The sequence below is a fragment of the Chryseobacterium sp. SIMBA_038 genome (genome assembly GCF_046535115.1).
Lineage (GTDB): Bacteria > Bacteroidota > Bacteroidia > Flavobacteriales > Weeksellaceae > Chryseobacterium.
Genome location: NZ_JAWRXH010000010.1, coordinates 176,151 through 199,671 on the forward strand (window position 1 = coordinate 176,151; position 23,521 = coordinate 199,671).

At 35.3% G+C, this 23,521-nt stretch carries 18 protein-coding genes; 5 read left to right on the top strand and 13 right to left on the bottom strand.

All coding sequences use genetic code 11. The annotated features are described in order from the left end of the window. Positions 1 to 14: 14 nt before the first annotated feature. Complete coding sequence (locus tag SB689_RS21235; protein WP_410694086.1) at positions 15 to 611, bottom strand: Crp/Fnr family transcriptional regulator; 597 nt, start codon at positions 609 to 611, stop codon at positions 15 to 17. A 672-nt stretch (positions 612 to 1,283) separates the two neighbouring features. On the opposite strand from SB689_RS21235, the gene SB689_RS21240 reads away from it, so the two are divergent. Beyond that, positions 1,284 to 1,739, top strand: a complete 456-nt coding sequence (locus SB689_RS21240) for a metal-dependent phosphohydrolase (RefSeq protein ID WP_410694087.1) — start codon at positions 1,284 to 1,286, stop codon at positions 1,737 to 1,739. Positions 1,740 to 1,744: 5 nt separating this feature from the next. Here the strand turns inward: SB689_RS21240 and ccoG are convergent, their stop codons facing one another. Further along, a complete protein-coding gene (ccoG, locus tag SB689_RS21245; protein WP_410694088.1) occupies positions 1,745 to 3,199 on the bottom strand; it encodes a cytochrome c oxidase accessory protein CcoG in 1,455 nt (484 codons plus the stop codon). A 49-nt stretch (positions 3,200 to 3,248) separates the two neighbouring features. Then, positions 3,249 to 4,760 (bottom strand): FAD-dependent oxidoreductase, encoded by a 1,512-nt coding sequence (locus SB689_RS21250; protein ID WP_410694089.1) that lies wholly within the window; start codon positions 4,758 to 4,760, stop codon positions 3,249 to 3,251. A 602-nt stretch (positions 4,761 to 5,362) separates the two neighbouring features. Between SB689_RS21250 and SB689_RS21255 the strand changes: the two genes are divergently transcribed. Continuing rightward, positions 5,363 to 5,815 carry a ferritin-like domain-containing protein gene (locus SB689_RS21255; RefSeq protein ID WP_410694090.1) on the top strand — a complete coding sequence of 151 codons (453 nt, stop codon included), beginning with the start codon at positions 5,363 to 5,365 and terminating at the stop codon, positions 5,813 to 5,815. 208 nt (positions 5,816 to 6,023) lie between these two features. On the opposite strand, the gene SB689_RS21260 is transcribed toward SB689_RS21255, so the two are convergent. Further along, positions 6,024 to 6,494, bottom strand: a complete 471-nt coding sequence (locus tag SB689_RS21260) for a PA2169 family four-helix-bundle protein (RefSeq protein WP_410694091.1) — start codon at positions 6,492 to 6,494, stop codon at positions 6,024 to 6,026. Positions 6,495 to 6,859: 365 nt separating this feature from the next. On the opposite strand from SB689_RS21260, the gene SB689_RS21265 reads away from it, so the two are divergent. Beyond that, positions 6,860 to 7,456 carry a Crp/Fnr family transcriptional regulator gene (locus tag SB689_RS21265; RefSeq protein WP_410694092.1) on the top strand — a complete coding sequence of 199 codons (597 nt, stop codon included), beginning with the start codon at positions 6,860 to 6,862 and terminating at the stop codon, positions 7,454 to 7,456. A gap of 158 nt (positions 7,457 to 7,614) precedes the next feature. Here the strand turns inward: SB689_RS21265 and SB689_RS21270 are convergent, their stop codons facing one another. Next, positions 7,615 to 8,022, bottom strand: a complete 408-nt coding sequence (locus SB689_RS21270; protein WP_410694093.1) for a hypothetical protein — start codon at positions 8,020 to 8,022, stop codon at positions 7,615 to 7,617. A 17-nt stretch (positions 8,023 to 8,039) separates the two neighbouring features. Then, positions 8,040 to 9,314 (bottom strand): NAD(P)/FAD-dependent oxidoreductase, encoded by a 1,275-nt coding sequence (locus tag SB689_RS21275; protein ID WP_410694094.1) that lies wholly within the window; start codon positions 9,312 to 9,314, stop codon positions 8,040 to 8,042. Positions 9,315 to 10,248: 934 nt separating this feature from the next. Here SB689_RS21275 and SB689_RS21280 point away from each other — a divergent pair. Next, positions 10,249 to 12,273 (top strand): BCCT family transporter, encoded by a 2,025-nt coding sequence (locus tag SB689_RS21280; protein ID WP_410694095.1) that lies wholly within the window; start codon positions 10,249 to 10,251, stop codon positions 12,271 to 12,273. 69 nt (positions 12,274 to 12,342) lie between these two features. Here the strand turns inward: SB689_RS21280 and SB689_RS21285 are convergent, their stop codons facing one another. The 4 genes from SB689_RS21285 to SB689_RS21300 form a co-directional block, all read right to left on the bottom strand. Further along, complete coding sequence (locus SB689_RS21285; protein WP_410694096.1) at positions 12,343 to 13,143, bottom strand: helix-turn-helix domain-containing protein; 801 nt, start codon at positions 13,141 to 13,143, stop codon at positions 12,343 to 12,345. Positions 13,144 to 13,283: 140 nt separating this feature from the next. Next, positions 13,284 to 14,399 carry an alanine racemase gene (locus SB689_RS21290; protein WP_410694097.1) on the bottom strand — a complete coding sequence of 372 codons (1,116 nt, stop codon included), beginning with the start codon at positions 14,397 to 14,399 and terminating at the stop codon, positions 13,284 to 13,286. A 1-nt stretch (position 14,400) separates the two neighbouring features. Then, complete coding sequence (locus SB689_RS21295; RefSeq protein ID WP_079466821.1) at positions 14,401 to 14,847, bottom strand: GNAT family N-acetyltransferase; 447 nt, start codon at positions 14,845 to 14,847, stop codon at positions 14,401 to 14,403. A gap of 10 nt (positions 14,848 to 14,857) precedes the next feature. Next, complete coding sequence (locus tag SB689_RS21300) at positions 14,858 to 15,766, bottom strand: universal stress protein (protein ID WP_410694098.1); 909 nt, start codon at positions 15,764 to 15,766, stop codon at positions 14,858 to 14,860. Positions 15,767 to 16,114: 348 nt separating this feature from the next. Between SB689_RS21300 and SB689_RS21305 the strand changes: the two genes are divergently transcribed. Continuing rightward, positions 16,115 to 16,885 carry a 4-hydroxy-tetrahydrodipicolinate reductase gene (locus SB689_RS21305; RefSeq protein WP_410694099.1) on the top strand — a complete coding sequence of 257 codons (771 nt, stop codon included), beginning with the start codon at positions 16,115 to 16,117 and terminating at the stop codon, positions 16,883 to 16,885. Between the two features lie 63 nt (positions 16,886 to 16,948). Here the strand turns inward: SB689_RS21305 and SB689_RS21310 are convergent, their stop codons facing one another. The 3 genes from SB689_RS21310 to SB689_RS21320 form a co-directional block, all read right to left on the bottom strand. Beyond that, the gene (locus SB689_RS21310; protein ID WP_410694100.1) at positions 16,949 to 18,235 is read right to left on the bottom strand and encodes a DUF389 domain-containing protein; all 1,287 of its coding nucleotides are present in this window, start codon (positions 18,233 to 18,235) and stop codon (positions 16,949 to 16,951) included. Further along, entirely contained in the window at positions 18,228 to 19,571 is a 1,344-nt protein-coding gene (gene nhaA, locus SB689_RS21315) for a Na+/H+ antiporter NhaA (RefSeq protein ID WP_410694101.1), read from the bottom strand. Before nhaA ends, SB689_RS21310 begins: the two co-directional genes overlap by 8 nt. A 432-nt stretch (positions 19,572 to 20,003) precedes the next feature. Continuing rightward, positions 20,004 to 23,282 (bottom strand): glycosyl hydrolase, encoded by a 3,279-nt coding sequence (locus tag SB689_RS21320; RefSeq protein ID WP_410694102.1) that lies wholly within the window; start codon positions 23,280 to 23,282, stop codon positions 20,004 to 20,006. Between the last annotated feature and the right edge of the window lie 239 nt (positions 23,283 to 23,521).

A 23,521-nucleotide genomic window follows, 5' to 3' on the forward strand; every position in this document is an offset into this window, starting at 1 on the left:
TCGAACTATTGCTATTAATAGTAGATTTTTCTATTCCTGATCTTCAACATTTTATTTCCTTCCATTTTTTTTATGGCTCTTATTGCCGTCTCAACACACAACCCTGTTAACGATGCCAACTGTTGACGGGTATGAGGAATCTCATAGGTGTATTTTTCTTTCTTTTCCTGCGTTTCTTTCATCAGATCCAGCATTTCAGTTAGTCTTTCTACAGCATTTTTGCTTGATATTTTCCGCATCATTATATATTTGTTGTAGGTTTTTTCAGATAAAGCGTTACAGATATCTAATGCAATTTGTGGGTATATATCTATGAGGGTTAAAAATTTTTCTCTGCTGATTTTGAGGATAGTGCAGTTACTCATTGCAATAGCATTTACAGGATAAGGTTTTTCAATAAAAAGCATTGCTTCGCCAAAGCATTGACCTTTAGACAGTATATTTTGTATAAATTCCTTTCCTTCATTGCTGTAATTATTAAGCTTGATCTCGCCTTCAACAATCTGATAATAATATTGGGGGGTGCCTTCTTCACGGAAAATATAATCTCCGGCATGAAAGCGTTCTTCTATAGCCCCTACAGAATGCAGGAGTCTTGGTTGGATAGACATAATATAATCTTTTTATGGTTTATTTATTAAAAGCCCAAATTAATGGAACTTCGGAAATCATTTTACAAAAACATCCCTGATACAGTTGACTTATAGGTACAGAGAAACCTCACCTTTTTGATTCCGTGACTGATAGACTATAAAGTAAATTAGCTTTGCTTCTTAGTAAAATTGCTTTAACAGCAAAAACATCATGTTTCTATAACTGACGTTCTTTTAAGAGTTTGGTTTTTCGTATTCATAATTTCTTTATTGGTGTATACCAAAGTTAGGCATATGACGATATTCACAAATATGACATGAGTCATATTTGTAAAAGAAATCATTTATTAATGGTGTGTGCGGTATTAAAGATGTATTTTAATATAGTATTTTATGATTTATTTATAAAATTTTATGTATTTGATATTTTAGATTCCTTTTGCTTTCCAAATTACAGTAACGCTAAATTTTATTATCTAAAACGAATATCTGTAAGAATTCTCTTAAAAACGTCACATTAACAATTCTGTATCTGGCAAGCGAGTTGCTGTTTTATTATAGATATTTAAGCACATATACAATGGAACATTCAGAAATTATAGATAAGATCATTGAATTTACTGATCATGCACATGGAGATCAAACCAGAAAATATACGCCCGATAAATATATTGTACATCCCATCAGGGTATGGAAACATGCAGACTTTATACGGATAAAGTTACTATATTATCAGCTGCCATTCTACATGATGTTTTAGAAGATACAGAAACGAAAAAAGATGATATTTTGAGTTTCCTTGATGAGTTGATGAACGAAAGTGACAAAAATTATACTCTTCAGTTGGTTATAGAACTCACTGATGTATATGTGAAAAAAGATTTCCCAAAATTAAACATATATACCAGAAAAAAAATGGAACTTGAGAGGTTACGTACTATAAGCGCAGCTGCACAAACCATTAAATATGCTGATATTTTAGATAACTGTAAAGAAATTCCGCTGCATGATTTCTCTTTTGCGGTCCGCTATCTGAAGGAATGCTATGAAATCCTTCTGGCTCTTGATAAAGGCCATCCCGAATTGCGTCAAAGGGCAATGGATTTAGTTCTTTTTGAATTAGAAAATGCCAATAACAATTCATAATTATATTAAAACTGTATTTTAAATGGTCCTTCAAAATACGTCTCATACGTATCGAGTAGATTTCCTTCCTGATCGTAGACCCCAATATCAATATTTTGTTTTGAAAGTATGATCTGTTTCTCCGGAAAACTAATATTAATTGTTCCTTTGGTAATTTTGTCTCTTTCAACTTTTATTTTACTTGATGCGCTATAAGAAATTTCTCCGTTTTGTGGCTCTAAAATCTTGATGCTAACGATTTTGTTTTTATTGGTTTTATTTAAAAAAGTAAAATTATATGTATTGGTAATTTTTCCGTCTCTTACAAAAAATGTGCTTCCTGCAGGTTTAATGAATTTAGCTTCCATATCAGCACGACTATATAAGAGATACCCTAATAAAAACTGTAGTGCTACCAACAAAATAGTAAAACCCTTCATTCTTGCATTAAATTTCGAAGGAATTCTGGTCTCGATCTCCTTTTCTGAAGCATATCTGATCAGTCCTTTTGGTAAACCTACTTTATCCATGACTTCATCACATGCATCAATACAAGCTGTACAATTAACACATTCGAGCTGTTGACCGTCCCGGATATCAATTCCCGTAGGGCAGACCACTACACATTGATAGCAATCAATACAATCTCCTTTCCCAGCTGCCTCTCTATCTTCGCCTTTTCGCCATTTTGATCTGTTTTCACCACGATTAAAATCGTAGAATACATTGATTGTTTCTTTATCGATCAACACTCCCTGAAGTCTTCCGTAAGGACAAACCAGTGTACAGACCTGCTCGCGAAACCATGCAAAAACGAAATAGAATGCTGCTGTTAAAAGAATCATGGCTATGAAGTTTGTAGGATGCTCGAATGGGCCTTCTGAGATAATTCTCAAAACCTCCTTGTAACCAACCACATACATAAACATAAAATGCGTAAATACCAATGACAGAATGATATAGATTCCCCATTTAAGACTTCTTTTTCCTATTTTTTCGGTATTCCATTCCTGTCGGTCCAATTTCATCTGCTTATTACGATCTCCTTCAATAGCATATTCGATCTTTCGGAATACGTTTTCCAGAAATATCGTCTGTGGACAGATCCATCCACAAAAAATCCTTCCAAAAGCAATCGTGAAAATGATAATGCAAATCAAAGAGACAATTGCTCCTAAAGTAAGTATGAAAAAATCCTGGGGATAAAAAGGTTGCCCTGCAATAAAGATTTGGCGGTTGATAATATCTAAGAGCAGGGCAGGGTTGCCATTAACTTTTATAAAAGGCAAGGCAAAATAAAAAATTAGCAGTGTATAGGCTACAATGTTCCTGTAATTGGTATATCTGCCTTTTGGTTTTTTTGGAAATACCCATTTTCGCTTTCCTGATTGCTCCATTGTGCCGATAGAATCTCTATAAGTTTCTGGTTCTAGGACTTGGCCTTGTCCGCCTTTAAATTCAAAATTATTTTGATCTTTCATATCATTTTTTATTTGAATTGATATTCAGATAATTGTCTCTGCACTACTACTAATCATCAATTTTCTTTAAATCCTTCATGGCAGGGCCGTTCAGCAGCTTTCCTTCTACGTCAAAGCGAGAACCGTGACAAGGGCAGTCCCACGTAACTTCCGAAGGATTCCATACAACATTACATCCCGTATGGGGACAGACAGGACTAAGCAGATGGATTTCTGATTTTTCATCACGGTAAGCAGCAAAGGTTTTACCGTCATGTTTAATTATTCTACCTTCTCCTTTATTAATTTCATTCAATTCCTCAATTTTATCTACCGTAAATTTATCTTTCACAAAATGTACTGAGGCATTCACTACCTCGTCCAGAACGTTTCTTGCGCTTGCAACAGGTTTTATACGGCTCGGATCAAATAATTTTGATAATTCTGTTTCTTTGCCGTCAAGAAGGTCTGGGATAACCATTGAAGTCATTGTTCCGAATGTCATTCCGTTTCCTGTGAAGCCTGTAGAAATATAGATGTTTTTCTCTCCCGGCATTTTTCCAATATATGGTAGTCCGTCAGCGGATAAATAAAATTGTGATGACCATTTTGCAACTACTTCTTTATATTTAAAGTTTTCGTCTACATATTTCATCAAATCTTTAAAATGTTTTTCAGTGTCATTTTCGTCTCCGGTCTTATGATCAAAACCACCAACAATTAAGAAATAATCGCTACCGGATTTATGGTATCTTGCATAGTGATACGGATCATACAGATCGGCAGTCTGTGCCATTGATTTTACCGGATTTGCAAGTTTCAATGTGGCAACATAACTTCTGTAAGGAGCTAAAAGTACACTAAAACGATTATTTCCGGGTGGAATATGAGTTGCCCAAACTAAATTTTTCGAGGTAATCATAGAATGAGTGTCTGTAATTACAGTTATCATTCCATCTTTATTTTCAAAATCTTTTACCTGCGTCTCTGTAAGAAAAGCACCTCCGTTTTTTGTGTATTCTTTCAATAATTTATTAATATATCTCAAAGGATGAAATTGTGCCTGCCCTTTTATTTCGATAGCCTTTTCAAATGTAAGAGAAAAGGGAATGCTGAAGATTTGTTCTGTTTCAATTCCGATCTTTTGATGTGCTTCTAATATGTCGTCAAGCTTTTTGGATTGTTTTTCGTCAGCACCGAATAGATAATAGCTACATTCATTAAAGTCACATGAAATATGATAGTGTACGATGTTTTGCTTTATGTAACGAATTGTTTCTTTTGCTGCATTTGCTAACAAAATAGCCGACTCTTCGCCGAAATTTTTAATGATTTCGTCGTATGATGAATCAAAAAAATTATTGATATGTGCTGTAGTTCCGCCGGTCGTTCCAAAACCGGGATTTTCTTTTTCAATTAACAGACAGCTTCGTCCACGGTTTTGCAATTCTTTTGCTAAAGTAACTCCCGTTATTCCTGCTCCAACAATGATGGTATCGAAGTTTTTGTTATCATAAATGCTTATACGATTCTTGATTGCTTGGTCTTCCCAAAAGCTTTTGTTTTTTCCGTCTCTTTTCATAATAATATTGTTTTTGTGATTGGTGTTGAAAGAAAATGCCAGAAAAATTTTAGAGATCAGGCATTATAAAAAATCAGAATTGCCAGGTTGAAAAGCATAAGATATGTATTATAAACAAACAGAAAAGTACTTGAGGATAATTTTGAAATCTCTGCATTGTTTTGCCTAAAAAATTCGTTTAGTGTGGCATGAATTCATATAGTCTGCTTAATAAAATAACCAAATATTTTTCATGATATGCATAGCTACAAAGAGTTTAATTTTTTAAATATGTTTTAATTATTATCGCATAAATTCAAAAAGCAGACCAAGCAAATATGTTGTTGATAAAAATTGTCTATCAAAAAATACACGAGTGGTATAGTTAATTAGTTTACGAAAACAACCCATTAATTTAAATTTTAGTAATTAGAAATAAGATCACTAAAATTTGCAAGATCACTTTGTCAATAACATGATAGATCATTGTGAAAATGAAAAAAACGTAATTGCATTTTAGTTGTGATTAATAAAATGTACCACAATTTGACCGAATTATTATTTAAAGTTTATGCTTGGTACAGCGGTTGTTATGGATAAGACTCATCACAAAAAATATTATTATGAACAACGAGAAAACAGTAGCAGTTTTGAATGATCTGCTAAACATTACGAATGACAGAATTCAGGGATTTGCAAAGGTTGAAGACAAGGTATGGGAGACGTATTCACCTTTAAAAGGTGATTATGATCAAATGGTCGGTCAGTCTCAAATTATGAAAACAGAGCTGATCAATTTAATTACAGAACGAGGTGGAAATCCTGATGATACGGGAAGCACAGCAGGTGCTATCCATAGAGGATGGATTGATGTTAAAAATTCTTTTTCGGGTGATAAAACTGAAGCAACTTTAGAAAATGTTGTTTTTGGAGAGGAAGCAGCAATAGATGCCTATCAGGATGCTTTAGACAGCGGAGATCTCTGCCCCGAAAGTTCAAGAGTGGTAAGTGACCAGCTTCATCACTTAAAATCATCATATAATAAGTTTAATAATCTAAACGAATTGAAAAATTGATTTCCAATTTAAATAAAAGATGACAGCTAGTATTTATTAAAAAAAGTAATCCTGAGGTAATTTCAGGATTACTTTTTTTAAGTTATCAAAGGTTTTTATTAATTGCTTGTTAAAGGTTTTTTACTCCTTCTATCAATTGATTTAGTTTATCCCAAATGACGCTTAGCATTTACTAAATTAACATCCTTATAAAGATTTAAAGGAATTTTTATTCGTCATCTTTACTTTTATACTTTTCTATGTTACTGAATTGATTATAAGAAACACGTAATTGTTTGAGCTGATCAGAAATTACCTCTGAACTTTCTTTACATAAATCGCCACTTTTCAAAGCATTATCATAAGCTTCTATGGCATGCTTTTCACCAAAAACTACGTTTTCCAATGTTTCAAGATCATTGTTGCTTGTGGGAAGGGAATTTTTAATGTCTATCCATCCCCGATGGAGATTTCCTGCTAAAGATGAGGCATCTTCATCTGCTTTGCCGCCCCTTTCAGTAATTAAATTGATGATTTCATTCTTCATTATTTTTGATTGAGAAATCATTTTGTCATATTCTCCTTTCAAATCGGAATAGCTTTCCCAAACTTTTCCTTCCACTCTTTCAAAACCTTTGATTCTATCATTGGTAATGTGTAATAAATTGTTGAGTACTGTGATTGTTTTTGAATTTTCCATAATAATATTTTAGAAAAAAATAAACAATAAATATGCCTCGTATTTATTTTGTGGTATGAGGAAGTATTTTTGTGATATCTCTTAAATTAAAAAGTTGCCTACAATAATGTAGACAACTTTTGAGATCATAATAATATGGAGTGGTGTGGTTTATTTATTCAATTATTATGCTGTACATATTTGTTTTAGTGTGTTGTTTTAAATTTAATAAGTGATAAAAATAGATTAGTGTGATGTTGTTTTATGCCGTCAATCATAAACATTTAGTAGGAATATTTATATTTTTACGAACAGTAATTCACACAAGCTCAAGCTAAATTTGTGCTGTGAAAAATGAATTTAATCTCTTCATAATTTTATTTTTTATGGTCATCAATGAAGAAATACTTCTTAAAAACGGGGCAGTCATTCAAGAATACATAGCTGGACAAACAATTTTTTTAGAAGGTTCATTACCAAAGTATTATTTTCAAATAAGGGAAGGGCTTATTAAATTGAATACCTATAGAGAAGATGGTACTGAATTTATCCATAGCCTTCCTTCTGGTGGACATTGTTTTGCCGAAACTTTTTTATGGAGTGATTATCCATATTGCGTCAATGCTGTAACGGTCAGTGATACTGTAATTATCAAATTGCTGAAAACAAATTTTATGGCAATGATCGATAATAACAGGGATATGATGCACAATCTATTTCGTCATAATTCTGAAAGAATGTTTTACCGGCATAAGATGCTGACCACATTGTCAATTAATGACTCTTCGCATCGTATTAATAAAGTTCTTGAGTTTTTAAAAACGCATCATCAGATAAAAGAGCCATTCAAATTCAAAGTTCCGTTTTCACGACAGCAACTTGCAAATCTGACCGGGTTGCGTGTTGAAACGGTAATCAGAACTGTGAAAAAGCTAGAAAGAGAAAATCTTATTCGTATTTGTGATGGAAGAATATGTGTGTAATCGAATGAAATTTATTTTTGACTTCTTTCTTTTATGACTAAAATCATAGGGGAACTCATATTGTGTACATAAATTTACGTTAAGCATAAAGCGATATCAATCCATATAGTTCATTCTTTATGTTTAAAAAAATTACCCCTGAAGTCAGGGGTAAATTTTTATTTAATTTTGTCGTAGATGAATTTGGTAACCAAGGCTCCAAAAATATAATAGCCTACAGTCATTATTTTCTTTTTATTATTTTCAGCAACCGGCTGATCATTTAATCCCAACTTTTGAGGTAAAACGAGCGCACCGATTCCGGCAGCAATTCCGCTTGTGAAGTTATGGTTGGTTGCTGTTGTTCCATAATATATGGCATTGCTTACAATATCACCTGCTAAAGTTGCTGCATACAATTTATCAGGATCAGAAATTTCAAAAGCTGTTGAATCTGTCATCTTTTGTAAAGCCTCTTCTCCGACTTCATTAATATGTGGAACATCATCAAAATTTTTTCTTACGATCTCGTGGAGAAGATTAAGAGCGATTGCGCCTCCTAATCCTGCTAACATTTTTTTAAGCATAATTATTTATTTTAAAGTTAATTTTTATTTTTCTGACTGTTTTTTACGGGTTGCAAAATCATCCGTATAGAAGGATTATTGGTGATAAATAATCTGAACCATTCCATTGCAAGCCTGATTCTGTTTCTGAATCCTGTTAACGGAATTATATGGATAAATAACCATGTGAGCCATGCAAAAAAGCCGGTATAGGAAAACTGGGGTAAATCAACAACAGCATTAAACTTTGAAATAATTGCCATGCTGCCTTTATCATGATAAGAAAAAGGTTGTAATGGTTTCTTCGCTTCTTGTTTTCTGAGATTCTTTGCTGCTAATTTTGCCTGCTGAATGGCGACCTGCGCTAATTGAGGATGACCTTTTGGAAAGTTTTTATCTGATAACTGTAAACAGATATCACCCAGTGCAAAAATATTTTCTGATCCTAGAACTCTGTTGAATTCATCCACGAGTAATCTTCTTCCTTTTCCAACGGAAGTTTCGGGAATCCCTGATACTTCACGACCTATAACTCCGGAGGTCCAGATCGATGTTTCGGTCTTTATTTTTTTTCCGTCAGAAAGTATTACATTTCCGTCCAGATAATCTTTTACAGAAACGTTCAGGAGAATATTTACGCCAAGTTTTTTCAGGTTATCATATGCCGTTTTCTTTGCAACATCGCTCATCGGTGCCAATAATGATGGTAGTGCATCTATGAGATAAAGATGAGAAAGGTTAAGTTCAATTTCGGGATATTCTTTTTCTGCAATATATGCCCCCATCTCTGCGATCATACCTGCCAGTTCAACTCCGGTGGGACCGCCTCCTGCGATAACGATATTCTGCAATCTTTCTGCTTTATTCGTATCTTCATTTCGTGATGCTTTTTCAAGGATCAATAATAAATGGTTTTTGAGATATAAAGCTTCATGGAGGGTTTTCATAGGGAGCGCACAGTTCTGCACGTTTTCCAGACCAAAAAAATTAGTTTCGGTTCCTAAAGCGAAAACTACATAGTCATAGCCTAAATTACCGGTATCAGTTTCAATAATCTGATTTTCTTTATTAATTTTGAGAAAACTTCCCATGTGATAGTGAACATACCTATAATCTGCAAACAATTTTCTGAAAGGAAAGCTGATATGCGAAGGTTCTATAAAGGCGGTGGCAACCTGATAAATTAAGGGAGGAAAAAAATGATAATTATTTCTGTCAACCAAAGTAATGAGAAACTCATTTGATTTAGCAATAGTTTTGATGAATTTAATTCCGGCAAATCCTCCTCCTATCACAACAATATGTTTCTTCATAATAGGATATTTTTGATTGGTGTAACAAATCCTATCCAAGAATAAGACCAATATCCCTAAAAATTTAATCTGTGGTATTTTTTTAGACTTAAATCATAATCGTAAAATTTAAACCATATGACAGAAGTAATTGTTAAGCTGGATTTGGTTTACCAAACATCTAAAATCATTTTTTATACAAACTTATTTTTCCTTCTTCGGAGATGCCCTCAACAAATAATACTGATTTTGCAAATAATAATTTAGATTATGTGACATCTATATATTGGAGTTGCTAACTTTATTAGGACACAATTATTATACTTTTTAATTTTAAGAGTATGAAAATGATCAGAAAAAATTACAGCTTGGATTAAAATTCAGCCGATATCTTTAAATGAACAGAGAGGTAATGTATCCTAGTAGCTTAAGAATTGGGATTTGTAACTAATCCCGCTGATTTATTAATTTCTATGTCATAAGTTAACTGATCCTTTAAGTTCTATATAAAAATATGGTTACTTTGAAGAAACATTAATTTGGATTATTTTGGAATCAAAATCAAAAAAATGGCTCAATTTAGAATAAATTGGAGCCATTTGGACGTTTGTGAATTTGACAGGACTCTATTCAAACCAATTATTAGAAGATATTGATAAAATTTTAAATATATTTAATATGATTTAGAAAGAGAAGATGCAGAGTTTTATTTAAGTTGAATCCGAAGTTTTTGTTCTATATATATGCATAGTATTTTCAAACATAATATCTTATGCCAACAATCTGTTTATTCCATTTTTTCTACTGTAAAATAGTATTGATCCGAAATTTATATGCAAATGATTACAAGATTAGCATGCGTTTCTTGGTGCAAACGAGATTCACAAAGTTCATAAATAATACCGCTATTTTAAAAGCTGTATATTTGAGATTACACTAAAAATTTCTCTCCGTAATGAATTCATCCAAGCGCATAACCAAGCTCAAGTTTACATTCGATAAAGGGGTCACAATACCCAGCTTAATTTTTATAGTGGGAATATGTCTGTTCTCAGTATTGTTTCCTGTCGAGATTAAGACTGTTTTAGATGTGATTAAGAATTTTATATTTGTTAATCTTAACTGGGTCTATGTATGGTGCGTAACAATATTTGTGATCTTTCTCGTATTTCTGATGTTTAGCAAATACGGAAAAATCAGATTGGGAACCAATGACAGTAAACCTGAACATTCTTTCTTTTCCTGGATTTCCATGCTTTTTGCTGCTGGGATGGGAATAGGCCTCATGTATTTTAGCGTTGCAGAACCTCTGCAACATTATTCTACAGATGCTTTTTCTGAAAGTCATATTATCAGCAGGGGAAAAAACGCACAACTTTATACTTTCTTCCATTGGGGAATTCATGCCTGGGCAATTTATGGTCTCGTAGGTCTCTGTTTAGCATATTTTACCTATCGTTACAGACTTCCTTTGTCACTCCGCAGTTGCCTCTATCCATTGTTAAAGGACAGAATTAAAGGTAAATGGGGCGATGTGATTGATATATTTGCTTTATGCAGTACCTTTTTCGGTATTACGACAACGCTGGGATTTGGGGTTGTGCAAATTAATTCCGGATTGGAAACGCTGAAAATCTTGCCTGAGACGGGATTCACCTATCAGATATTAATTGTTCTAGTTTTAGTATCGATTGCCGTTTTCTCAGCGACATCAGGAGTTAATAAGGGAGTTAAGATCTTAAGTAATATCAACGTTGTTATCGTAATTATCCTTCTTTTATTTGTCCTGTTTTTAGGACCGACCGTTTATCTGATTGGAAGTTTCACCTATGGCCTGGGAAATTATATCAATAACTTTTTTGACCTGACTTTCAACACCCACGTTTATGAGCAGAAAACACTCCCCTGGTTTTATAACTGGACCATTCTTTATTGGGCGTGGTGGATTTCCTGGTCACCTTTTGTAGGTCTATTTATTGCTAAGATTTCAAAAGGAAGGAGTATCCGTGAATTCATTGCCGCTGTTTTGATCATTCCTACCTTATTCAATTTTATTTGGATGTCGGTTTTTGGGAACAGTGCGATCTGGTTTGACTTCAACGTGGCTAATGGCGCACTTAGTGCCTTGGTTTCTGATCCGGATGCTTTGATGTTCAGGTTTTTAGAATATCTTCCTCTTTCCAAAGTTTTAAGTTTTATTGTTCTGGCAATAATAATCATCTTTTTCGTGACTTCGGCAGATTCAGGAATGCTGGTAATGGATAGTATATCCTCCAAAAATTCAAGTAAATCACCTAAGATCCAAATGGTATTCTGGGGAATACTTCTGGCAACATTAGCCCTTATGCTACTTAATGCAGGCGGACTTGAAGCATTGCAGACGATGACACTTATCACTGCGCTGCCGTTTGCGGTCATTATGATTTTATTTGTTGTCTCATTGATGAAAGCTCTCGTGATAGATTACCGGTATTACGAAAAAGGACTTTCGGTTTCTACAGTACCATGGTCAGGCGAATTCTGGAAAGAACGGCTTAAAAAAATTGTTTCTTTTAAAACGAAAGACTCCGTGAAAACTTTTATAGACGGCCAGGTCTTGCCTGCTTTCACAGAATTAAAAGAAGAATTTTTATTAAATGGAATTGCTGTTGAGATCAATCATATACCGGATGATCTAAAGATCAATTTAGAAATCCATCACGATGTGGTCAATAATTTTATCTATGGAGTGATGGGGCAGAAAAGAATTGTTTCCGAATACATGGTGGATGATGACAACCTGCCAGACCTGGATAGCAATGTTACTTATTTCCCTAAAACCTATTTTGGTGATTCACGGGAAGGATACGATGTTCAGTACTTTACCAAAAATGAATTGATCAGCGATGTTCTAAAACACTATGACCGGTTCCTTAAGATAGTTGCTGAAGAGTCAAACGAAATGTTTATAAGCAGTGATAACAATACGCAGACAGAATAATAATATAATAAGCTATCAAAAGTTACATTCTTAGAAACAAACATAGGACGCAATTTAATTCAGGATCTGTTATTTTAATTGAACTATCCGGAATTTATTTGGAGATACACCCCTGGCAGATTTAAAATACTTTCCAAAATGAGAATTATCATTGAAACCCAATTCATACGAAATCTCGATGATTGATAGAGAGGTGTGAAGCAATAATCTTTCTGCTTCCAGGATTATTCTGTTTTTGATGACCTGTCCTGCTGTAATATCAAGGATTTCTTTTACCAATGTATTAAGATAGCTGGAATTTATATTTAATTTCTCTGCATATTTTGAAGTGGTTTTCAATTCCTTATAATGTAGGTTTACAAGATCATGGAAATCATCTACCAATTTCTTCTTGTGATCTACCGAACGGTTGATAAGGTCTTTTTTGGATGAATTTCTAATATATTTCAGCACAAAAACTTTCAGAAGCAGGCATAGGATTTCTTTTCTGGATTGCCGGTGAGATTGATATTCACTTCTAAGTTCCTTTAATGTCTGCTTGATATCTGATAAGTTTTCAGATTTTAATGAAATAAATGGGGAAACGTTATGAAGTGCAGTGTCGCTTTTGATCATTTTATTACCTGTATAGACGTGGTTGTAAAATGATTTGGTAAATAAAATGACTTCACCTTCAATAATTTCGTGGTCTTTGAAGTAGTAGACCTGATTATAGTTAATGAAAAAAAAAGTATGTGATTTCAACTCAAATTCCTGATCATCGATGATGATGGAGCCATCTGCATTTTCGAAAAGCAAGACCGCATAAAATTTATTTTTATAATGCAATCCTGACTTTAATTTACCATTAAAAGCAGAAAAAGGCATCATCAGAAATTCATTCCTCGTTGCTGAACGTAGGTCGAGCCTGCCTAATGTCAGAGAAAGTATGTTTGGAATCAGATTCTTCTATTTTAATCAAATATATGGATATTAATTCAATTGCGATGTTTAGCAAAAGTAAATGAAAGTTAATTTGTGTTTTCCAAAATTTTAAACTCTGCAGGTTGGATTTCGTGATCAATCAACTTATCTACATATTCGGAATTCATCGCACGCAAAACAGCCAGATAACTCATGCTAAAGTCTACATTGTCACCGACTTTTAAATTATTTGGGTTATCCGAGAGATCCAAGATCATCATATCCGAACTCGCACCTATGATCTTGACATTCTCCGTAATTGGTTCAATCTGTTTGTGGTCAATATCCAGCACACCAACGTCAACAATAGCTCTCACAGATGTTTTTCCTTTTTTTGATACATCGTGTTGCGGTGTTTCGCCGGTAAGGTTTGTTCCGGCATCACCTGCAGGTATCATCGGCTTTTGTGCAATTTCAATAATCTCGGCGGTAAGTCTGAAAACATCCTGGTACATCCCGCTGATAGTTGAATCGTTGTACACATCCGTTCCGAAAAATAAAGATTCTCCTATCCTGAAATGATTGATTCCGGAATGGATCTTATTCTGAAATATCAAAGGAATGGTGACCGATGATCCTGCAGAGATGAAAGGTATTCTTGTTTGATGTGATTCTTCGATGATCTCTTTAAAACTATGGAGTTTTATCAATTTTTTCTCATCCGGTAAAATACCATTCAGGCAATTAAGATTGGTTCCGATCCCGACAACATCGATGTTGGGGAATTTTTTCACTTTACCGAAAAAACGGGAGAGATCCCTGACCATAATGCCTTCCCGCAATTCTCCCATCTCTATCATGATAACGATCTTGTGTATCTTGTTTTGCAACACGGCTTCTTTCGAAAGTGCTTTTACGGTTTCAATTTCACTGTTGAAACTGACGTCGGCATATTTTACAATGCTTTTTGCCAATCGTTTGGCCGGCGGTTTTATATAGATAGTTTGTGTTTTAGGTGATATTTTTTTGATGTGCTTCAGGTTCGTCAGTCTGGAGTCACAGATCTCTTTATCAGAAAATTCGAGCAGACATTCCAAAAATTTCTCGTTTCCACACAATAGTTTGGCCACTACCGCCCATTCAATGTTGTGTTCTGCAAAAAGCTGATCAAGATAATGGTAATTATATTTTAGTTTATTTGAATTTAGAGTGATGTATGACATTTTATTTTTTTAATCGCATTTCAAGGTATTTGCTGGTGAAACCTAATTTTTTGTAAAGCTGCATGGCAGGATTTTCAGGTTCACAATGGAGTGCAATGTCCCCCTCACAAGAGTCAATGGCGTTTTGCATGAGAAGTTTGCCAATTCCCTGTCCGCGCAATTGCTTATCGGTTGCGATATAGACAAGTATGTTTTCAGGGATATAACCGCCCATTCCGGTTTTGTTCAAGACGACTGCTCCCACAAGTCTTTGACTGTTTTGGTCTGTAGCTGTGACAATGGTTCCGCCCGGTTTGTTTTGATGGCCTAAGGAATAGTTGACTGCTGAAGCAATGTCGCCTTGTGGATCGCCATATTGTTCCAAATGTTCAAAGAGAAATTTCACAATCTCTTCCTTCTGATCTTCTGCTATTTTATCTTTTTCTGAATATTTTTGTATTTTGATCATAGAATTTATTTTATCCCGGATGCGGAAGCGTGATATCATAACCGACATTGGCATTTGACAGACTTTGCTTCTTTTCATATTTATTCTTTAGAAAAAATAAGGGAATATCCGTGTTGTTGATTATTTGTTTAAAGAAATTTTCCAGGAAAAATGATTTCCAGCTGTTTTCATCCCGGTAATTGAGAATGATAATGTCTGCTTCGTCATCCTTGGAATGTTCTGAGATCTGTATTGCCTTTTCGCCGGTCATAACAAACTGAGATCTATATTCCTGCGAACTTTCTTCAAGTGTTCTTTTGATTTCCAGATAGGCACTTCTAATTTTACTGACATCTTCCTGATCGCTGATCCCTAATAGATTAATGACGCCTTTATTCTTTTCGGCAATGGTTACCGAAAGATCTATCTTATCTGACAGATCGTCCAGTACCCTTACCGGAACAAGTATTTTTTCAAATGTATATTTTTTGCAACTTTCCGGAACTAAAAGTACGGAAGTGTTTGAACCCGTCAGGATCTCGTAAGACAATGAACCAACAATGACCTGAACGAAGTTTTGTTTTCCAGATGTAGCGCATACCACAAGGTCCACATCCTGATCTTCGATGACTTCGTTAATGCCATGTATAAGACTATCATTTTTAAGGATGGTTTCAATGATCAATGTTGGATACTGAGCCTTTAGAGATATTTCCATTTGGCGCAAAGTATTTTCGGCTCTTTGCACATTGTCTTTTACAATATCGGCACCCAATAATTGTTTTCCGGTCTTGTCGATCACAAATAAATTATCAATATTGTGCAGTACAATAAGACGTGAGTGATGCCTAGAAGCGATATTTAATGCCATCAACAATGCATTCTGCGATTTTTCTGTGAAGTCGGTGGTTAAAAGAATTGTATTGATTGAATTTTGCATTTGAAATGGTATTTACATCAGTATATTGATCTGCAAAGTTCGCTAATCTTTATAGTAATATATGTTAGAAAATGCTGTGAAAGTGGTATAATTTATAGGCAAGCTTTTAAGAATGAGTATAACTGAAAACTAATTTTGATCGCTTTCTATTGCGTTATGATCTTAATTATAATTCACATTTTGTTATTACATATATACCAAAATGATAAGGCATAGGCATCTCTACATCTGCGAAATCAATATGATCAATATCTAAAAGTATGGTAGAAAACGATCTTTCATTTTTTTTGTATATTACTACGATCAATTATTCGAAATCATCAATTAAAAAATATAAAAATTGTAATTATGAAAATAGGATTATTAGGATTTGGGAAGGCAGGTAAAGCGGTAGCGAATGTTATTCTTCAGCACAAGGATTTTTCACTGGAATGGGTTCTGAAGAAAACTGATACGTTGAATAAGCTTTCTGCAAAAGATATTCTTGGAATATCTTCACCGGATGACGCATTGATCTATTCTCAAAGCAGTACGGACATTGAAACATTACTTGAGGATCATCCTGTAGACTTTGTTATTGATTTTTCCAACGAAGAAAGCATCCATCTTTATGGCAAGTTCGCAGCCCGTAAAAAGATCAAGATCATCTCAGCCATTTCGCACTACGGAGAAAATGAGATCAAAGTTCTGAAAGAACTTGCAAGGGACACTGTGGTGTTTTGGTCACCTAACATCACATTAGGCGTCAACTACCTGCTCTTTGCGGCATCGCTGTTAAAAAATATAGCGCCTGGTGTTGATATTGAAGTGGTCGAGGAACACTTCAAAGCCAAATCCGGCGTGTCGGGAACAGCGATGAAAATTGCGGAAACTTTGGATATAGAGACAGAAAGCATCAATTCTGTCAGGGCTGGCGGTATCATTGGAAAACACGAAGTCATCTTTGGGTTTCCCTACCAGACCGTTCGACTTGTCCACGAATCCATATCACGAGAAGCATTTGGAAGCGGTGCATTGTTTGTCGCTGAGAACCTTAAAGGCAAACTGAAAGGATTGTATAATTTTGAAGACATCCTGCGACCTTACTTTTTCGCTCAGACTCCAGATATGTTATCTTAAAATCTATCAATTGGAAAAATGCCATTCCAATTTTGGAATGGCATTTTTGAATTATATTTCAATCTAGTTTTCAGAATTGTTTAAAAGTTTGACATTTTTCTCATTCAGTCTTTTTTCAAGCCAGCTTTTGAGCTGTAATTCATTCACTTTCTTTCCCGAGTAGATCATCACAAATTGAAGCCTGGCACTGTCCGTTTCGGGATATTGGGCTATCTTTCCGTAAGAAACGCCGGACATATCCGGATATAGGATCTGTATCTCTTTGCCTAATGTGGAGTCTGAAACTTTATAATTATCTAGTTCTGACCGCAGGCTGGATAATGCTATGTCCTTCTCTGACAGGTTTGTATTGTTTTTGTTGATCTCACTCAGTATCTCCGATTTCAGATCGGAATTGTTTTGCCTGATATTGATCTTTGTGTTTGCAAGCCCGTTATCAGAGAGCATTTTGTTATAGGACTTGATCTCTTCAGTAGTGAATTTTTTATTAAGGAATGCAACGTCGATGGTCTTGGGAGTGGCGTTGTAGTTTATCTTTTTATAGATCAATGTGTATCCATTCTTTTCAAATTCTTTCTGAAGAAAAAGTTCTGCGGTCTTCGTGAATTTCTTTTCATTGTACAGGTTGTAGGCCAAGTAGGAACTGGGAACGATCATTATCAATATCAGGAAAGATATGCCGTACCTGATCCTTTTTTCATATTTGCTGTCAACAATAGAGGAGGGATAATGCAGATATTTCACGACAAGAAAAGTAGCAATGCATATAAAAAAGCAATTGATGCTGTAAAGATAGAATGCGCCGATGAAATAAGAAAAATTAAAAGTAGCAAGACCAAATCCGGCCGTACACAGGGGAGGCATCAATGCCGTTGCAATGGCAACACCCGGAATAGGATTTCCTTTCTCTACCCTTGTTATGGCTATGACACCTACCAGACCACCAAAAAAAGCGATCAGAACATCGTAGATGTTGGGTGCAGTCCTTGCCAAAAGTTCTGACTGTACATCCTTGAAAGGGCTGATGTAAAAGTAAAGTGCTGAAACAATTAGACTGACCACTGTTGCGATAAGAAGGTTCTTAAAAGATTTCTTAAGCAGAGGAAAATTATAGGTTCCCAGCGCAAATCCTGCTCCGACAATAGGACCCATCAATGGAGAAATAAGCATGGCTCCAATAATGACCGCAGTAGAATTGACGTTAAGCCCAACGGATGCAATGATGATAGCACAAGCTAATATCCAGAGATTGGAACCTCTGAAAGAGATGTTGGACGTCACATTTTCCAGTACCTTATCCTTTTTCTCCTCACCATTGTGAAGATTAATAAAATTAAAAATATTATTCATCGTTTTGCGTCGTTTTAGAATCTTTGTTAAGAATAATATAGCCTATGATTCCTCCGATCAAGGAGGCTGCAAATATGCCTATCTTTGCCTGTGTCTGGTATTCTTCGTGACTAAAGGCAAGGGAGGTTACAAACAGGGACATTGTAAATCCAATGGATGCCAGAAAACCAAGTCCGAGCAGATTGCGGATATTCATTCCCTCAGGTAATTGGGCAATTTTTAGTTTAATAAAAACAGCAGTGAAGCCTACGACACCTAAGACCTTTCCGACTAACAAGCCCAATGCTACACCCAATGCTATATTGGTGTCAAATAAACTGTTAAGGTCAATATTCAGGGAAACTCCGGCATTGGCTATTGCAAAGATCGGTATGATAACGAAAGTTACAACGGGATGCATCGCGTGTTCCAATATCTGAAGGGGAGGAGTGGCGGCATTTGTCGCTTCATTGATCTTTTCCAGGACATGCAGCTGGTCGTTTGTCAATGTAGGTGTATTTTCAGTGGGGTCTAAATTTTTAAACCTTTCCAGATAGCTGCTGATCTTTGCGATGAACAGATTTTCCTTGATCTTAACATCTGCCGGAATGGTAAAAGCAGCCAAGACAGCAGCGATCGTGGCGTGAACGCCTGAAATCACAAAGCAGATCCATACGCCGCAGATGCCAAGGAATGCGAAAAAGAAGATCGATCTCACACCAAGCTTATTGCCCAGGTACATCACTGCAAGAATACCAAGTCCTATCAGCAAGTAGGTCATTTCGATGTTCGATGTATAAAAAAATGCGATCACCAGAACTGCTCCCAGATCATCCACAATTGCCAATGCAGTTAAAAATACCTTGAGGGAAAGTGGGATCTTTTTCCCCAACAGAAAAAGCACGCCTAAAGCAAAGGCAATATCGGTGGCCATAGGTATTCCCCAACCTTTGTGCATTGCCCCGGTCGGATTAAGTAGCAGGAAGATCAATGCCGGCATTACCATTCCCCCAACTGCGGCAACAATGGGCAGCATGGCCTTTCGTGGATTGGAAAGCTCACCACCGATGATCTCCCGTTTAAGCTCAAGCCCCACCACGAAAAAGAAAATAGACATCAATCCGTCGTTGATCCAGTGATGGACGGTAAAATCGAAAAAACTTTCCCCATTCCATTGAAATCCAAAGGTCTGTTCCAGAAAATGATGGTAGCCATCGGATAATGGTGAATTGGCCAAAATCAAAGCAATGATCACACTGATCCCTAAAAGTAATCCTCCTGACTTTTCCTGTTGGATAAATCGCTGAACGGGCTGTGTGATCTTGTCGATCGGCTTTGTGGGGTAACTTTTGATCATAGTTTATTAAAATAGATAACTGCAAATTTATGAATACTAAAGGTAAAAATAGAGGAACATTGCGAAAGTTATTTTTTAAGAAATATGTGGGTAGAAGTATCAGTACTGAACCCGATTATTGCATTCTTGTGTTAAACAGAGAGGTAAAGTATCCTAGTATCTTAAGAATTGGGATTTGTAAACTAATCCCGCTGATTTAATTATTTTTAAACGTTAATCTGGATTATTTAGGAATCAAAATCAAAAAAATGGCTCAATTTGGATTAAATTGGAGCCATTTGGACGTTTGTGAACTTGACAGGACTCTATTCAAACCATTTACTACAAGATATTGATAGTATTTTGAAGGTGTTAGATAGTATTTAATTTATACTTTAATGTAAAAATTGAAATTATATATAAAGACATAATTTGGTACAGTCAAATTTATTGCTATCTAAGTAATTTTACAGAAGTCAGTCCTGATGGAGTTAATTTGTCTTCAGGAGTTATAATTTCAGGATAAGAAAAGGTTACACGGTCTTTCTCAGGAATTTTTGCATCATAAATCATACGGTTCATCAGTGAGTTTGATATTTTGATTTCCAGATGATTTTTTCCGTTTCGTAATAAATCTGAAATTTCTATCCTCCAAGGGGAACACCATACAATTCCCGCATTTTTCCCATTAATAAAGACTTGTGCTGCGGCACCCGAAGTACCCAATTCAAGAAATACCTTTTCGTTTTTAGATTTATATTGAAAAGTTTTATCGTAAACTGCTGTTCCGGAATAATATTTTATTTTAAAATCGTCAAAGCTTGTCCAGTCTTTTAGTTCATTAAATTTCACCTGTCCCGGCCCGCCTTTGCTTTTGTCGAATGATACATTCCATGAATTTTTTAATAAATCAGGCTGAATTTCTGTCAATTTTTCTGAATGTATTGGGAGAAGTTCCTCCGAAAAATCACTTATAATAATGAAGAGTGATTCTTTTGGCGCTAAAGTTAGATTAATGGAAACTGATTCATTCGTTTTCTTTGTTATTGGCATTGCAAACCTTTGACCTGTAGAAGCATTCCATAATTGTGCATATTTTCCTTTTGCAGAAAATGTGAAAATATTCTGTTCTTCAATATCCTTATGATTATCTATGAAAAATAAATCTACATCATTAAATTTTCGATGATTAAAGTAAATTTTAGAAGATTTAGTATCAGATTTTTCTAAGGATAAATCAGCCTTGATATCCGCTGTTTCCAAAGTAGATTTTAAATTACCTCCCCAGTAAACCGAACCTTTGCCATACTTTTTAGAGCCAATCAATGAAGGATTTTGTCCCCATAATTTCTCGGTCAGTTTTTGATACTCATTTTCTTTTCCTATATCTGCTGCTGAACCTGATTTTAAAGGTTTTGATCCATAAATATTTCCTCCTTTATAGACGATATCAGCTATTTTTCTTAAAGCGGTAAGCGTAATATCTCCATTTCTTGGCAGAACCATCATTTTATAAGAAACTCCGTCGGGTAAAATTATTTTTCCATCTTCTCCATCCATTCTTGTTAAAAGAGCATCGGTTGAGAAAGCATCAAAATCAAATCCTCCGGGAATGTCTGGTAAACGATAGGTTAAGATTTTCACGGGAGCATTTTCTCCGAGATAAACGCAAATGTCTGCGACATATTTACCGATTCTCATCAGGTAAGCACTTCGAGACTGAAAATCCCAGAAAGGCTTGCTGTATTCCCACCACGTGTTATTCCTGTTGATTGCGTAGTGTCGTCCTCCGCCTGTACTTCCCGGAAATTTATCTAACCAGGGTTGATATGCGGATGCACAGATTACAAATTCATTAATACCAAAAGCATAGGCATAATCTGCAAGAGATTTTAATTCAGCCAAAGACGTTGAATATTTTGCGTCAGTGTAGGCTTCCGCTGAAGCAATAGGTTTTCCGTACAAGTGAGCTGCGGATGGGCTTTCTTTGATATCATAATTTCCATCCGGATGGATTGCCCAAAACTCACCCTGTGGTTTTTCGACTTTACTTTTTGCCTGAATCGGATCTCCGACGATACACAACGCATTTCCGATTGCCTGTGCTGTGAAAACAAGTCCTCTCTGTCTGGCTAATTTATCGAACGTACCGTAGTAATTTTCTGAAATCATATCAGCAATATTTCTTCTGACATCAAATAAAAATCCATCTGTCTTTTTAACGTCATCAACAATATAACCGACCATTGAAGGCAGGAGCAGGGTAGGATCGTACCCACGTCTTGTTTTAAACTCTTCAATAAATGTATCAGTCCAGTTCTGAGCACCTGCTTCGTGGCTGTCCATTGCGATTCCCGAAAGATTGTTATTGCCTGATGCTTTTAAAGAATCTGCAATAATGGCAACATAGTTATTCCAGTGTAAAGTTGCGGCTTTAACGGATAATTTATCACATTCCTTTCCGATAAGATTCGAACGTCCATGTTTGGTGCTTGCACCGGTAGGCTCGTATGCAAACCTCATGATAAGCCAATCACCTTTGGGAGCATTCCAATTTAAAATGCCGTTTGAATCTAATTTATCTGTAATATTTAAAATATCTTTTGAGCGGATTACTTCATCAGCTTTAAATTCGGGCGTTCTGTCTTTTTCTATATATTCGGAAAACAGACCTGTTTTTTCTTCATATTGATCGACCATTGCACTTGAATTCAATACAATAGAGTTTAAGAGCAGTTCCTGATTCTTTTCAGATTCTTCCCACCAATCATGTAAATTCAATCTGTAATATTTAGCTTTCACAACATTAAAAGAAACTGTTTTTTGTCTCCAGCTTTCATGTGCTTTATAGATAGGTTTTAGGTCGCATACTTTCTGAAAATGGATTCCATCGTTTGAAAATTCCAGCTGACCAAAATCAGGTAAAACTCTATACCCTGTTCCAGTAAATATATCTGAGGGTGGTGCCGGAACATTTGTCGCGCTGGTGGTTGCTTTTCCCCTTGGCTGCATTTTGTAACTGATGCTTCTTGCTTCAAAAGTTTCCGGAAACTCAATATCTATATAATATCCGGAATTATTTCTTGGAATTCTAATGGAAGCACCCGAATAAGGATCAAAAAGTTTTGGAAGATCCAATCCTTTGATATTGTAAGTGATTTTTATATTTTCTGTAAAGGAAGTTTTACCTGCTCCTTGGTAAGCCGGAATAGCAAGAACGGCAACATCCTTGTAAAAGTTGAATTTGTTTTTAGGCTCAGGAAGTTTTCCGCTAAATTTTTTACCGCCATTTATTAAAAGTTCAGTCGCAGTTAGACGTTTCATAGCTGTCTCGTTGGTGATCCATGGTCCTCCAGCCACATATCCATTGGAAATATGGAGTTCAAAAGTTAATCCCAAACGCTTCGTTTCAGAAGATGCGAATTTCAGCATTTCCCACCATTCTTTTGAAAACCCTTTCAATGCTTTTTCTGCTTTGCCGTGGCTCTGGTCATAGTAGACAACCCCTCCGACGCCTTGTTTTTTGAATGCGGTTAAGTCTGCCGTAATTCCTTCTTTTGTAGTTTCTGTTTCTCCATGAAACCACCATACTTTTGTTCGCGTGCTGTCTTGTGGATTTAGAAATCCATATTTAGCTTTTTCAAAATCAGACTTTTGCTGACTGAAAAACAGCGTAAATGTTTGTACAAAGAATAGTGTGGATATAAATACTTTTATAAAAGGAGATGACATGGTAGTATTTTAAGATATTCTCAAATATACTGATAGGAAGATGTTCGCCTGTCTTGTGGAGTCCTGCAATAATCTTTCAAAGTTGAATTAATAATTGTTTTTACCTTGTTTATATGATTCTAAAGTTAGATATTTATTTAGGTTTTAGTATACTTTAATGACTGTAAATCGTCAGCAAAAAGTGGACATTTGATATTAGAAATTTAAGGAGTGTTTTCATAAAAAGAGTAATTTTAATT